Origin of the sequence: Pseudomonas cucumis (assembly GCF_030687935.1) — a bacterium.
In the GTDB taxonomy this organism is placed as follows: domain Bacteria; phylum Pseudomonadota; class Gammaproteobacteria; order Pseudomonadales; family Pseudomonadaceae; genus Aquipseudomonas; species Aquipseudomonas cucumis.
Genome location: NZ_CP117454.1, coordinates 887,837 through 901,606 on the forward strand (window position 1 = coordinate 887,837; position 13,770 = coordinate 901,606).

At 60.5% G+C, this 13,770-nt stretch carries 9 protein-coding genes; 4 read left to right on the forward strand and 5 right to left on the reverse strand.

The features are described from left to right. Positions 1-2 precede the first annotated feature (2 nt). Both PSH97_RS03790 and PSH97_RS03795 read left to right on the forward strand, forming a co-directional pair. A complete protein-coding gene (locus PSH97_RS03790) occupies positions 3-1,742 on the forward strand; it encodes a PTS fructose-like transporter subunit IIB (RefSeq protein WP_305448161.1) in 1,740 nt (579 codons plus the stop codon). Positions 1,743-1,927: 185 nt separating this feature from the next. After that, positions 1,928-3,469, forward strand: coding sequence for an alkaline phosphatase D family protein (locus tag PSH97_RS03795; protein ID WP_305448162.1), 1,542 nt, complete (start codon positions 1,928-1,930; stop codon positions 3,467-3,469). A gap of 135 nt (positions 3,470-3,604) precedes the next feature. Here PSH97_RS03795 and PSH97_RS03800 read toward each other — a convergent pair whose 3' ends face one another. Together PSH97_RS03800 and PSH97_RS03805 are read right to left on the reverse strand one after the other, a co-directional pair. Next, complete coding sequence (locus PSH97_RS03800; protein WP_305448163.1) at positions 3,605-6,130, reverse strand: sulfite reductase flavoprotein subunit alpha; 2,526 nt, start codon at positions 6,128-6,130, stop codon at positions 3,605-3,607. A 149-nt stretch (positions 6,131-6,279) separates the two neighbouring features. Next, the gene (locus PSH97_RS03805) at positions 6,280-8,538 is read right to left on the reverse strand and encodes a TonB-dependent receptor (RefSeq protein ID WP_305448164.1); all 2,259 of its coding nucleotides are present in this window, start codon (positions 8,536-8,538) and stop codon (positions 6,280-6,282) included. 206 nt (positions 8,539-8,744) lie between these two features. Here PSH97_RS03805 and PSH97_RS03810 point away from each other — a divergent pair, with 206 nt between their 5' ends. Together PSH97_RS03810 and PSH97_RS03815 are read left to right on the forward strand one after the other, a co-directional pair. Beyond that, positions 8,745-9,425, forward strand: a complete 681-nt coding sequence (locus tag PSH97_RS03810; RefSeq protein ID WP_305448165.1) for a Fe2+-dependent dioxygenase — start codon at positions 8,745-8,747, stop codon at positions 9,423-9,425. Positions 9,426-9,482: 57 nt separating this feature from the next. Further along, positions 9,483-10,184: a tetratricopeptide repeat protein gene (locus PSH97_RS03815; protein WP_305449746.1), complete on the forward strand. Its 702-nt coding sequence runs from the start codon at positions 9,483-9,485 to the stop codon at positions 10,182-10,184. A 138-nt stretch (positions 10,185-10,322) separates the two neighbouring features. Here PSH97_RS03815 and PSH97_RS03820 read toward each other — a convergent pair whose 3' ends face one another. The 3 genes from PSH97_RS03820 to PSH97_RS03830 all read right to left on the reverse strand — a co-directional run bounded on the left by PSH97_RS03820 (position 10,323) and on the right by PSH97_RS03830 (position 13,768). Then, positions 10,323-11,486: a type III PLP-dependent enzyme gene (locus PSH97_RS03820; protein WP_008067252.1), complete on the reverse strand. Its 1,164-nt coding sequence runs from the start codon at positions 11,484-11,486 to the stop codon at positions 10,323-10,325. A 474-nt stretch (positions 11,487-11,960) separates the two neighbouring features. Then, complete coding sequence (locus PSH97_RS03825) at positions 11,961-13,118, reverse strand: osmoprotectant ABC transporter ATP-binding protein OsmV (protein ID WP_305448166.1); 1,158 nt, start codon at positions 13,116-13,118, stop codon at positions 11,961-11,963. Then, positions 13,115-13,768 carry an ABC transporter permease gene (locus tag PSH97_RS03830; protein WP_007900392.1) on the reverse strand — a complete coding sequence of 218 codons (654 nt, stop codon included), beginning with the start codon at positions 13,766-13,768 and terminating at the stop codon, positions 13,115-13,117. The genes PSH97_RS03825 and PSH97_RS03830 overlap by 4 nt, the downstream gene beginning before the upstream one ends. Positions 13,769-13,770 lie beyond the last annotated feature (2 nt).

The window sequence follows — 13,770 nt, forward strand, 5'->3', positions numbered from 1 at the left end:
CAATGAAATTAGCCATTGTTACGGCCTGCCCGAACGGCATGGTCACCAGTGTGCTGTGCGCTCGTCTGCTCGATGCAGCGGCCCAGCGTCAGGGCTGGAGCACCAGTGTCGAAGTCGTTGATGCGGCCCATCCGGAACGCCAACTGTCGGCCGCGACCATCGAGGCCGCCGAGTGGGTGTTGCTGGTCACCAGCGCACCGGTGGATATGTCGCGGTTCGTCGGTAAACGCGTGTTCCAGAGCACCCCGGCCCAGGCCCTGCAAGATGTCGAAGCGGTGCTGCGTCGCGGGGTGGAGGAGGCTGAGGTTTACGTTGCGCCCGAAGCCGTCGCCGAGCCGGCTGCCGTGGTTAAACATGCTCCACGCCTGGTGGCTGTCACCGCGTGCCCGACCGGCGTCGCCCACACCTTCATGGCCGCCGAAGCCTTGCAGCAAGCAGCCAAGCGCCTGGGCTATGACCTGCAAGTGGAAACCCAAGGCTCGGTCGGCGCGCGTAATCCACTCAGCGCAGAGGCGATTGCCGATGCCGATGTGGTGCTGCTGGCGGCAGACATCGACGTCGCCACCGAGCGTTTCGCTGGCAAGAAGATCTACCGTTGCGGCACCGGCATTGCGCTGAAACAGGCCGAAGCGACGCTGAACAAAGCCCTGGCCGAAGGCAAGCAGGAAAGCGCTTCGACCGGCGCCAAAGGCCCGGCCAAGCAAGAGAAGACCGGCATCTACAAACACCTGCTGACCGGTGTGTCGTACATGCTGCCAATGGTGGTGGCGGGCGGTCTGATGATCGCCTTGTCCTTCGTGTTTGGCATCACCGCGTTCAAGGAGGAAGGCACGTTGGCGGCTGCGCTGATGCAGATCGGCGGCGACACCGCGTTCAAACTGATGGTGCCGTTGCTGGCGGGGTACATCGCCTACTCGATCGCTGACCGCCCGGGCCTGGCGCCGGGGATGATCGGTGGTTTGCTGGCGAGCACCCTGGGCGCCGGTTTCATCGGCGGGATCATTGCCGGTTTCATCGCCGGCTATGCGGCCCAGGCGATCAATCGTTATGCGCGTTTGCCGCAGAGCCTTGAGGCGCTGAAACCGATTCTGATCATTCCGTTGCTGGCGAGCCTGTTCACCGGTCTGGTGATGATCTACGTGGTCGGCAAACCGGTGGCCGGGATGCTCGCGGGGCTCACGCATTTCCTCGACAGCATGGGCACCACCAACGCGATTCTGCTCGGTGTACTGCTGGGCGGCATGATGTGCGTCGACCTCGGTGGGCCGATCAACAAGGCGGCTTATGCGTTTTCGGTAGGGCTGCTGGCATCGCAGAGTTATGCACCGATGGCCGCGACCATGGCCGCCGGCATGGTGCCGCCGATTGGCCTGGGCATCGCTACATTCATTGCCCGACGCAAGTTCGCCCAGACTGAACGCGAGGCCGGTAAAGCGGCGCTGGTGCTGGGGTTGTGCTTTATCTCCGAGGGGGCGATTCCGTTTGCGGCGAAGGACCCGCTACGGGTGATTCCGGCGAGCATCGCCGGCGGTGCGCTGACCGGCGCGTTGTCGATGTACTTCGGCTGCAAACTCATGGCGCCCCACGGTGGGTTGTTCGTGATGCTGATTCCGAATGCGATCAACCATGCGCTGTTGTATCTGCTGGCGATCGTGGCCGGGAGTTTGCTGACGGCGGTGGCGTATGCGCTGCTCAAGCGGCCGGAAACGGTGGAGTTGGCGCTGGAACCGGCTAACGCCTGACAGCCAAACCCTGTGGGAGCGGGCTTGCTCGCGAAAGCGGTCTGACAGCCAGCATTAATGTTGAATGTTAAACCGTCTTCGCGAGCAAGCCCGCTCCCACAAGGGATCTGCAGCATCGGCAGACTTTTGTGTCATGCCGCAGTCATACAGCCATGCTTAAGTTTTCCTTTTTCAGGGAGAACACCATGAGCGAATTCGACCTCGGCCGCCGTCGTGTCATGCAGGCCGTTGGCGCCGGGCTGTTGTTGCCCGGCCTGGCGCCGGCGGTGATTGCTTCGGTCAAGGATCGGCCGCAACTCACCGATGGCGTGCAGTCTGGCGATTTGCTGGGCGACCGGGCGATGATCTGGAGCCGTAGCGACCGTGCGGCGCGGATGGTGGTGGAATGGGACACGCGCAGCCTGTTCAATAACCCTCGTCGATTTGTCTCGCCCTTGGCCGATGCCCGCACCGACTTCACCGCCCGGGTCGAGCTCACTGGCCTGCCCGCCGATCAGGCGATTTTCTATCGCGTGACGTTCGAAGACGCCCAGAGCGGTGTCGCCAGTGAACCCTGGTTCGGTCATCTGCGCAGTGTGCCAACCGCCCGGCGGGATATTCGCTTTGTCTGGAGCGGCGACACGGTCGGCCAGGGCTTCGGCATTAATCCGGACATCGGCGGCATGCGCATCTACGAAGCCATGCGTCTGCGCCTGCCGGACTTTTTTATCCACAGCGGCGATACGATCTACGCCGACGGCCCGGTGGCGGCGCAACTGACCACCGAAAGCGGTCGGGTGTGGCGCAACATCACCAGCGAAGCCAAGAGCAAAGTCGCCGAAACCCTCGACGACTATCGCGGCAATTACCGCTACAACCTGATGGACGAAAACATTCGTCGCTTCAACGCCGAGGTTCCGCAAATCTGGCAGTGGGACGACCACGAAGTGGTGAACAACTGGTCGCCGGGCAAGCAACTGGATGAGCGCTACAAGAGCAAAGATATCCACAGCTTGGTAGGCCGAGCGCGCCAGGCCTGGCTGGAATATGCACCTCTGCGTTTGCAGAGTGCCGATGACGGCGGGAGGATTTATCGCAAGCTGAGTTATGGGCCGCTGCTGGATGTGTTCGTGCTCGACATGCGCAGTTATCGCGAAGCCAATGACGACAACCTTGGTGCCGCCAAACCGTTTCTCGGTCGAGAACAACTGGACTGGCTCAAACGCGAATTGAAAGGCTCCCAGGCCCAATGGAAAGTCATCGCCGCCGACATGCCCATTGGCCTCGGCGTGCCCGACGGTGAAGTCCGCTCTGGTGTGGCGCGGTGGGAAGCGGTGGCCAATGGTGATCCAGGCCCGGCTCAGGGCCGTGAAGTGGAAATCGCTGAATTGCTCGGTTTTCTGCGGGCGCAGCAGGTGCGCAATTTTGTATTCCTCACGGCGGATGTGCATTACTGCGCGGCGCACCATTACCACCCGGACCGCGCGGCGTTTCAGGACTTCGAACCGTTCTGGGAGTTTGTCGCCGGGCCGCTAAATGCGGGGAGCTTCGGGCCGAATGCGCTTGATAAAACCTTCGGCCCCGAAGTGGTGTTCCAGAAGGCACCGGCGGCGCAGAACACCTCGCCGTTTGCCGGGTTTCAGTTTTTTGGCGAGGTGAACATCGATGGGCAGACGAGGGAGATGAGTGTGGTGCTGCGGGATCTGGATGGGGTGGGGGTGTTCGAGCGCAAGTTGCAGCCAGTTTGAGGGCTGCATGATCGTTCCCACGCTGCGTGGGAATGCAGCCCGGGACGCTCCGCGTCCCTTTCAAGCCGAACGCGGAGCGTCCGTTGAGGCATTCCCACGCGGAGCGTGGGAACGATCAATCAATGTACCGCGCTATTAGTAGACGTCGCGGCGGTAGCGGCCTTGTTCGATCAAGCGCTCGACTTCAGCTGCGCCGAGCACATCGTTGAGCACTTGATCCACGCCTGAAGCCATCCCTTGCAAGCTGCCGCAGATGTAAATCACGGCGCCATCGGCCAACCATTTCTTCAATTCACCGGCAGATTCGCGCAGGCGATCCTGCACATAGATCTTCTCGGCCTGATCCCGGGAGAATGCCAGATCCAGCCGCGCCAGATCACCATTGATCAACCACTCTTCCAGTTCCGCGCGGCACAAATAATCGTGCTCGCGATTACGCTCACCGAACAGCAGCCAGTGACGCTGCTGCCCGTCGGCAATCCGTGCCTTGAGCAAACTGCGCAGCCCGGCCAGCCCGGTGCCGTTGCCCAACAGGATCATCGGCACCGGTTCGTTCGGTAGATGGAAACCACTGTTGCGTCGTACCCGCAAACTGATGCTGCTACCCACGGGCGCGTGTTCGGTCAACCAGCCGGAACCGACGCCCAGGCTGCCGTCGGGATGCAGTTCCTGACGCACGATCAACTCCAGCACACCGTCGGCGGCGATCGAGGCGATGGAGTATTCGCGCATGGCCAATGGCACCAAAGCATCCGCCAGCGCTTGCGCGTGCAGGCCGACCAGATGGGCGCGGTTCTCGGGCAATTGGCGGCTGGCCAGGGCTTGGTCCAGAGTGTGCGACAGGCCATCGAGCGCTACCGTGGCGCGACCGTCGATCCCCAGGCCGTCGAGGAAATGCTCGATGGCCCACGGACAATTGCGCGGCAGCACTTCCACCAGATCACCGGCCAGCCAGCTGCTGGTGGTGGGGGCGCTGAGGCCGAGCAAATACACGGGCGAACCGCTGCTGTCCGGGTTCATCCGTTCGCGGCGGGTCAGGGTCCAGTTGTCGTAGCTTGGTGCTTGCCAGGTATCCACCGGCGCCTGACCCGTCAGCAGGCCGAGTTGCTGTTGCCAGTGACGCAAGGCGTAAGGGTCGCCGCTGTCGACTTCCACCGGGGCGAACAAGGTCTTGCCGCCGTGCTCGCCCAGCCAGGTGTGCAAGCGGCGGGCGAAGCCGCAGAAGTGTTGATACTGGCGGTCACCGAGGCCGAGCACGGCATAGTTAAGGCTGTCGAAACTCAGTGCACGACCCAGCACTTTGCGTTCGAATCCTCGGGCGCTGTCCGGTGCTTCACCGTCGCCGAAGGTGCTGACCACAAACAATGCGTTGCTGGAATCCTGCAGGTCCTGTTCGCTGACATTGGCCAACGGTTGGACCTTCACCGGCAACCCGGCGGCCTGCAATTGCCCGGCGGTCTGCCAGGCCAGTTGTTCCGCGAATCCGCTCTGACTGGCGAAGCCGATCAGCCATGCCGGCGCGTCACTGCCCGGTTGCGCGAGGCCTTTGCGGGCGTCCTTGATCTGACGTTTCTTGCGTCGACGGTCCAGGTACAGCAACCAGCCAGTGATGAAAAACAGCGGCATGGCCAGCGCGGCGATCGTCACCATTATCCGCCCGATAATCCCGAAATAACTGCCGACGTGCAGCGCGTAGACACTGGTTAGCAGTTGCGCCTTGAGGCTCTTGTCGCTATAGCGGTCATGGCGGCTGACGATGCCGGTTGCCGGATCGAGGGTGAGCTGGTTCCGTGCCTGGTCGTGGGGGGAATTCTTCAGCAGGTAGAACACCGTTGCCGGTTGCCCGGCCACCGGTGGCATACGAACGTTGTAGGACGAAAGCCCAGGGCCGGCGGCGCTGTAGATGCTGCTCCATATCGCGGCGTAATCGGCGGAGGGGGCCGGGCCGCTTGGCGCAGGGCCGCGATTGCGCACTCGTTCGTTTTGCGGCGAATCGGAAAGCAGCCGCGTCAGGCCCTTGTTGTACCACTCGTACGACCAGGTCAGCCCGGTCAGCGCCGCCAAAAGATAGAACACCAGGCACCAGGTACCGGCCACCGAATGCAGATCCCAATTGAAACTGCGGCCCTTTTTATTCCAGTCCAGGGTCAGCCAGGCGCGCCAGCTTTTCCACTGACGGGGCCAGCGCAGGTACAGGCCGGACAGGCAGAAGAACACCAGAATCAGCGTACAGGCGCCGGTAATCTGCCGACCGATGTCGCCCATGGCCAGGATCCGGTGCAGTTGCAGCATCAGGCCAAAGAAATCCTGGCCCGTGACGTTGCCCATGAACTCGCCGGTGTATGGGTCGAAGTAACGCATCGGCCCGCGACGTTCACCGGGGGGCGCCGTGAAGATCACCCGCGCGGCGTTGCCGCTGTCGGTCTCGACCCAGAGCATCGAGACTGTCTTGCCTGAAGCACCTTCGATTTTTTCTACCAGCTCGGCAGGTGGCAGTACGCCGGCAATCTGCTTCTCAACGTGCAGCACAGAGGGGTTCAACGCCCGCAGGATTTCATCCTGGAACGATACTGCCGCCCCGGTGATGCCCATCAGGGCCAGGACCAGTCCGGCGCTGATGCCGAAAAACCAGTGCAACTGGAACAGGGATTTCTTCAACACGTCGCTCGCCTTGTTCGTTCAAAAGTCATCATCACGGCGCGCATTATGCCGTGAGTTGTCGAGAAGCATTCTTTTTTACAGGCAAAAGCCCCGTTCACTTCGATGAACGGGGCTTTTGCCTAAGAGCTTTGGCCTTCACGCTTCTGTTATCAGAAGTGGAAGTTGGCACTCAGTAAGGCGGTACGGCCCGCCGCCACGTGGGCGTAGTGGTTCTGGAGTATCTGGTCGAAGTAACGCTTGTCGGTCAGGTTCTGTACGTTGAGTTGCAGGTCGACGTTCTTGCTCAGGCGGTAGCTGGCCATCGCGTCGTAACGCCAGTAGGACGGGATCTCCACCGAGTTGGCGACGTTGCCGAACTGGGAATCGACGTAGGTCGCGCCGGCACCGACGGTCAACTTGTCCGGCACCAGATCGTAGGTCGACCAGAACGTGAAGTTGTTCTGTGGAGTGCTTGGCATGTGGTTGCCTTCATCGGCGGCGAGGGTGGTTTTGACCACTTCGCTGTCCATGTAGGTGTAGCCACCGAAGACTCTCCAGTTACGGGTCAGCTTGCCGGCGTAGCTCAGCTCCAGGCCATTGACCTGCTGTTCGCCGTCCAGCACTTGCGTAGTGCCGCCGTCCGGATCGTTGATCCGCGCGTTGGTTTTCTCGGTGCGGAACAGCGCGGCGGTCAGCGACAGATCGTCACCGAAGAAGTCCCACTTGGTGCCGATTTCGTAGTTGCGATTCTTTTCCGGGTCCAGACGGCTGTTGTTCGCTGCCAGTTCCAGGCCACCGTTGCCGCTGGTTTCGCCAGCCGGATTGCTGGAGGTCGAGTACGCCGCGTAGATGCTGCCGTTAGGCAACGGGTTGTAGACCACACCGATCTGGTAGTTCACCAGGTCGCTGGTGTTCTGACGGGAGAAACTGCCCGCTGGAGCTGTGCTGCTAGCGTTGGCGAAGCCGCTGGATTCGACCTCGTAGTTGTCATAACGCAGGCCCAGGTTCAGGGACCATTGTTCGTTGAACTTCAGGGTGTCGAACACGTAGGCTGCGGCGGTCTTGGTGTTGGTGTCAGTGAAGGCTTTGCTGTCGGTGATCGTGCCGTTCCAGTTATCCCCAGGTGTCGGGTTGTACAGGCTGGTGCAGTCGCCGGAGTTGAACAGGGCGCGGTTGCATCGAGTGCCGCTGGCGGTGGAGGTCAGGAGGTACGGGCGGTTGTGGGTGTCCTGATAGGCAAACTCCAGGCCGGTCACCAGATTGTGCTCGATGGAGCCGGTGTTGAACTTGGCGCTCAGGTCGGTCTGGTTGATCCAGCCGCTGGACGTCGAGTTACGGGTCTTCGCGCCCCGGTACACGTTGCCATTGACCACGTTGCCCTTGCTGTCGTCCGGGTTGCTGACGATGTAGTCCAGGGTCGAACGGGACATGCGGAAGCTGTTCGACACGGTCAGGTTATCGTTCAGGTCGTGCTCGATCTTGATGGTGCCGCTGTCGTTGCTGGTCTCGCGATAGTCACGACCGGTTAGGCCGTAGAAGTTGTCGCGATCGACATTCACAGGTTTATCGACGTTGTGCTTGCTGCGGTTGGGGCTCAAGGTCAACGGGATGCCGTAGTCGGGCATGTCGTCGGTTTCGACGTGGTAGTAGCCGACGGTCAGGCGGGTGTCGGTGCCCAGGCCGAAGGCGAAGGACGGCGCCACACCCCAGCGACTGACGTCCACGGTATCCCGGCCGGCGACGTTGGCTTCGTGCTTCATCAGGTTCAAGCGCAAGGCCGAGGTGTCGGTCATCTGCTGGTTCAGATCAAGGGTGGTGCGCTTGGTCTGATCCGAGCCCCAGGTGAAACCGCCGTTATAGGTATTGCCCAGCTTGGCGGTCTTGCTCACCAGGTTCAGGCTGCCACCGGTGGAACCGGCGCCGGTGAAGGCTGAACCCGGGCCCTTGCTGACTTCGATCGATTCAACGTTGAAGATCTCGCGGCTCTGGGACGCAGGGTCGCGCATGCCGTCGACGAACGTGTCGCTTTCGGCGTTGAAGCCGCGAATGATCGGACGATCGCCGGCCGGGTTACCGCCCTCGCCGGCACCGAAGGTGATGCCCGGAGTGGTGCGCAGGGCGTCGACCAGGCTGGTGGCGCCGGTGTCGCGAATCACTTGTTGCGGGATCACGGTGACGCTTTTCGGCGTCTCGCGCAGTGGCGCGGTGTACTTCTTGGAGGCCGACGTATCGGTCTTGTAGGAGGTGTCATCCTGCTCACCCACAACGCTGGTCGCGTCCAGGGAAATCGCATTGTTCGGTGCTTTTTCGTTGGTCTTCTCGGCCGCGAAAACCATGTGACCCGCAGAGCCGGCAGTGATCGCCACGCCAATTGCAGACGCGAGTAAACGCGTTGAACTGACCGTTAATTGTAGTTGTTGGCGTGACATGTGAATTCCCCTCCCCAAGGATTTGAGGCCGCGGAATATAGGGTAAACACGTATTTGTATCAATTGCGAAACGTTGCTATTCGCGATTAATTTACATTCTTTACAGTTTACCTTTACGGTTTTTGCCGTTTCATTCGTCACACGGGTTTTACATCGGCAATAAGAATCAATACCATTGGCGCCCCTTTGCCTTCAGGTGTCTCTCCATGTTGCTGCACATTCCCGGCGTGTTCGCGAAAGAAGAAGTGCAGCGCATTCGCGAGGCCCTGGTGCAGACGGATTGGGCCGACGGCAAGATCACCGCCGGTTACCAGTCGGCCAAGGCCAAGCACAACCTGCAACTGCCGGAAGGGCATCCGTTGGCCAAGGAAATCGGCGCGGCGATGCTCGAACGGTTGTGGGAAAATCCACAGTTCATGTCGGCGGCATTACCGCACAAGGTCTTCCCTCCGTTACTGAACTGTTACACCGCCGGTGGCAGTTTCGACTTTCACATCGACAACGCCGTGCGTCAGCCCAAGGGCAGCATTGAGCGAGTGCGCACCGACCTGTCGGCGACGCTGTTCTTCAGTGAACCGGAGGACTACGACGGCGGCGAACTGGAAATCCAGGACACCTTTGGCACTCAGCGCGTGAAATTGCCGGCCGGCGACATGGTCCTGTATCCCGGCACCAGCCTGCACAAGGTCAACGCTGTTACGCGCGGCACCCGTTACGCCTCGTTTTTCTGGACCCAAAGCCTGGTGCGTGAAGACAGCCAACGCGCCTTGCTGTTCGAAATGGACGGAGCGATTCAGCAGCTGACCCAGGACATGCCCGACCATCCTTCATTGATCCGCCTCACCGGCACCTATCACAACCTGCTGCGTCGCTGGGTCGAGGTGTAAGTGACGGACTTTCGGTTGCTCCGCGAGGAAATCCTCGACGGCGACCGCCTCAAATCGATGCTCGAAGAAAGCCCGGCGCGAGCGGCTCAGGCGATCCTGATCGCCGCCCGTGAAGGCGTGCTGGATGCTCAGGCGTTGCTCGGGCAGATCTTGCTGGACGGCCGGGGTATCGCTCAGGATCAAGCGCTGGCCGTGCGTTGGTTCGGGATCGCTGCCGAACAAGGTCATCTGATGGCGCGCAACATGCTCGGCCGTTGCCATGAACATGGCTGGGGTTGCACCGCCGATGCTTCGATAGCCGCGGGGCACTATCGTGTTGCCGCTGAAGCAGGGCTGGACTGGGCGATGTACAACTACGCCAATCTGCTGGCTACTGGTCGTGGGGTGATCGAGGATCAGGTGCAAGCGCTGAGTCTGTATCGGCAAGCAGCTGAATTGGGCCACGCGAAGTCGATGAACCTGCTAGGGCGTTATCTGGAAGAAGGCCGGGTTTGCCCGGCAGATCCGCAAGCAGCCCGTGACTGGTATCGACGCTCGGCGGTCGGCGGGGATTTTCGTGGGCAGTTCAGTTATGCAGCGGTGTTGGCGGATGAAGGCAAGATCGACGAGGCGCTAGGTTGGCTGCACAAGGCACTGGACGGCGGGAATCTGAATTTCTTGCGGGTGGCGAGTCAGACGTTATCGACGTCGACTGATCCAAGGATTCATGGGCTGGTCACCGAGTATCAACAGCGTGCTCGGGAGCTTACCCCGAGATAGATCGTTCCCACGTTCTGCGTGGGAACGCAGCCTGGACGCTCCGCGTCCCTGCCGAAGCGGACGCGGAGCGTCCATTGAGGCATTCCCACGCAGAGCGTGGGAATGATCAGCTGAACAAAAAAAATCTACGAGTAGCGCTTACACGTAGAACGACTTCAACGGCGGGAAGCCATTGAATTCAACAGCGCTGTAGCTAGTGGTGTAAGCACCAGTCGACAACCAGTACAAACGGTCACCGATCGCCAGGTTCAGCGGCAGACCGTACTTGTAGTTCTCGTACATGATGTCGGCGCTGTCGCAGGTCGGGCCGGCGATGACCACTTCTTCCATCTCGCCTTTCTTCTCGGTCCAGATCGGGAACTTGATGGCTTCGTCCATGGTTTCGATCAGGCCGGAGAACTTGCCCACATCGGTGTACACCCATCGCTCGACGGCGGTACGGGATTTACGTGCAACCAACACCACTTCACTGACCAGAATGCCGGCGTTGGCGATCAGCGAACGGCCCGGCTCCAGGATGATTTCCGGCAGCTCGTCGCCGAAGTCTTCCTTGAGGAAGCGGATGATTTCTTCAGCGTAGGTTTCCAGGCTGTTGGTGCGGGTGATGTAGTTGGCCGGGAAGCCACCGCCCATGTTGATCAGCTTCAGGTGGATACCGTCTTCTTCTTTCAGGCGCTCGAAGATCACTTTGACCTTGGCGATCGCCGCGTCCCAGACGCTGATGTCGCGCTGCTGCGAGCCGACGTGGAAGGAGATGCCGTACGGCACCAGGCCCAAGTCGCGGGCGAGGATCAGCAGGTCCATGGCCATGTCGGTCTGGCAGCCGAATTTACGCGACAGTGGCCAGTCGGCGGTGGTCGAGCCTTCGGTCAGGATGCGCACGTAGACTTTCGAGCCCGGAGCCGCCTTGGCGATGTTGCGCAGGTCGGCTTCGGAGTCGGTGGCATACAGACGCACGCCCTTGTCGTAGAAGTAGCGAATGTCTTTGGATTTCTTGATGGTGTTGCCGTAGCTGATGCGATCCGGGCCGACGCCCTGGTTCATCACTTTATCGAGCTCGTAGATCGAGGCGATGTCGAAGTTCGAGCCTTTCTCTTTGAGCAGGTCGATGATTTCAACGGCCGGGTTGGCCTTGACGGCGTAGTAGACCTTGGCGAATTCGAAACCGGCGCGCAGGTCGTCATAGGCCTGGCTGATCATCGCGGTGTCGATCACCACGAACGGGGTTTCTTGTTTGTCGGCGAAAGCCTTCATTTTCTGGAAGGTATCGCGCGCGAAATAGTCTTCGACGTTGATCGACATGCTGGGAACTCCTACTGGCAAACTGAAATTATCAATGGGTGCAAATGAACGCCCTCCGTATCCCCACTTTGGTTCGCCTACTTCCCAAGGCATGTCGCCGAAAGCAAAAAGGCCATGGGAGGCGGTGCTTTCCCTTGGCCTTGCTGTCTCGTCGTCAGTACTTGAGCCGGATGGATCGTTTCCAGCATGGACGTTCGGCGCGAACTTTAGGGCGTGAGGAGCTTGAGATCAACAAAAAATGTCGCGTTTTTGCACGCTTCCGTCGTGCGGTCCCTGACAGGTACTGATGTAACCGACCTGCATGACAGTGTGATGTTCCCCGAATGAGGAATTTTGGAGGGATTTGCATTGCCTGATCGTTCCCACGCTCTGCGTGGGAATGCCGCCCCGGACGCTCTGCGTCCAGCCGTTGAGACGCAGAGCGTCTCTGGATGCATTCCCACGCGGAGCGTTGGAACAATCAGTAGAAAGGGATCAGGCCAACACAGCTTCCGCTGGCGAAACAATGCTGGTCTTGCCCCCACGAGACTTACCAGAGCTCAAATACTCGGCAATCGATTCCTGAGTCACTTCCCCCAGGAACACCCGCTCGGCATCCATCACCGGCAGCCACGAGCGGTTGAACTCATACATCCGCGACAACAGGATGCGCAAATGCTCGTCATACGCCGCCGTGGCGTTGAACTCGCGCAGGTATTGCGCGCAGGTGCCGCTCTGACGGTGCAGGTCGCGACGGCGCACGTAGCCCAAGGCCTTGTTCTCGGCACAGGTCACCACCACGTAGCGACGGTCCAGTTCGTCCATCAATTCCAGTGCTTCGGCCACCGGAGTTCCCGGGCTCACCGAGGGCGCGTTGTCCGCCGCGTCTTCGGCTTTCACCAGCAACAGGCGCTTGAGGGTGCTGTCCTGGCCGACGAAGTTGCTGACAAAGTCGTCCGCCGGGTGGGCCAGCAGCGTATCCGGATGGTCGATTTGCAGCAGCTTGCCCGCGCGGAAAATCGCGATCTTGTCGCCGAGCTTGATCGCCTCGTCGATGTCGTGGCTGACCATGATCACGGTCTTGTTCAGCGCCCGTTGCATCTCGAAGAATTCGTTCTGGATCATCTCGCGGTTGATCGGGTCGACCGCGCCAAACGGTTCGTCCATCAACAGCAATGGCGCATCCGCCGCCAGCGCGCGAATCACGCCGATCCGCTGCTGCTGACCACCGGACAATTCACGCGGATAGCGAGTCAGATACTGCTTGGGTTCAAGCTTGATCATGCTCATCAACTCGCGGGCGCGGTCGTGGCATTTCTGTTTGTCCCAGCCGAGCAGGCGCGGAACGATGGTGATGTTTTCCTCGATGGTCATGTTCGGGAACAGACCGATCTGCTGGATCACATAACCGATGTTGCGGCGCAGGGTCACGGCGTCGAGGTCGGTGGTGTCTTCGCCGTTAATCAGGATCTTGCCAGAGGTTGGCTTGATCAGGCGGTTGATCATCTTCAGCGTGGTGCTTTTGCCGCAGCCCGATGGCCCCAGGAACACGCAGATCTCGCCTTCATTGACGGTCAGGCTTACCGAGTCCACGGCTTTCACATCTTTGCCGTTGCTTTGGAAGGTCTTGCTGAGGTTTTGAAGTTCGATCATTTGAGCAGTCCTTTTGGAGTCAGCGTGCGTTGCAGCCATTGCAGGAGCAGGTCGGCGAAGATGGCCAGGAGACTGACCAGCACGGCGCCGACGATCAGCATCGACATGTCGCTGCGGCTGATGGAAGCGAGAATGAGTACACCGAGGCCACCGGCGCCAATGGTCGCGGCGATGGTCATCACGCCGATGTTCATGACCACGGCGGTGCGCACGCCGGCGAGGATCACCGGCACGGCAATCGGCAGTTCGACCATGCGCAGGCGCTGGCCGAAGGTCATGCCGATGCCGCGCGCCGCTTCGCGAATACCCGGTTCGACGCCGGTCAGCGCCAGGTAGGTGTTACGCATGATCGGCAGCAACGAGTACAGAAACACTGCGGTGATCGCCGGCATCGGGCCGAGGCCCTGGCCGAATTTCGAGTAGAACGGCAGCAGCAGACCGAACAGCGCAATCGATGGCACGGTCAGCAACACCGTAGCGCTGGCTTGCAACGGGCCGGCCAGTGTCGGGAAGCGGGTCATCAGGATGCCCAGCGGCACGCCGACCAGAATCGCCAGGGTCACGGCGATGCCGACCAGGGTGATGTGCTGCCAGGTCAGGTGCAAAACCTGTGGCCAATCGAGATGGGAAAAGGCGTTCAAAAATTCCATGG

Bases quoted from the DNA above. Each gene is read 5' to 3' on its own strand.
- PSH97_RS03830 (WP_007900392.1), bottom strand. From the start codon at position 13,768: ATGGAATTTTTGAACGCCTTTTCCCATCTCGATTGGCCACAGGTTTTG.
- PSH97_RS03805 (WP_305448164.1), bottom strand. From the start codon at position 8,538: ATGTCACGCCAACAACTACAATTAACGGTCAGTTCAACGCGTTTACTC.
- PSH97_RS03810 (WP_305448165.1), top strand. From the start codon at position 8,745: ATGTTGCTGCACATTCCCGGCGTGTTCGCGAAAGAAGAAGTGCAGCGC.
- PSH97_RS03820 (WP_008067252.1), bottom strand. From the start codon at position 11,486: ATGTCGATCAACGTCGAAGACTATTTCGCGCGCGATACCTTCCAGAAA.
- PSH97_RS03825 (WP_305448166.1), bottom strand. From the start codon at position 13,118: ATGATCGAACTTCAAAACCTCAGCAAGACCTTCCAAAGCAACGGCAAA.
- PSH97_RS03815 (WP_305449746.1), top strand. From the start codon at position 9,483: ATGCTCGAAGAAAGCCCGGCGCGAGCGGCTCAGGCGATCCTGATCGCC.
- PSH97_RS03795 (WP_305448162.1), top strand. From the start codon at position 1,928: ATGAGCGAATTCGACCTCGGCCGCCGTCGTGTCATGCAGGCCGTTGGC.
- PSH97_RS03790 (WP_305448161.1), top strand. From the start codon at position 3: ATGAAATTAGCCATTGTTACGGCCTGCCCGAACGGCATGGTCACCAGT.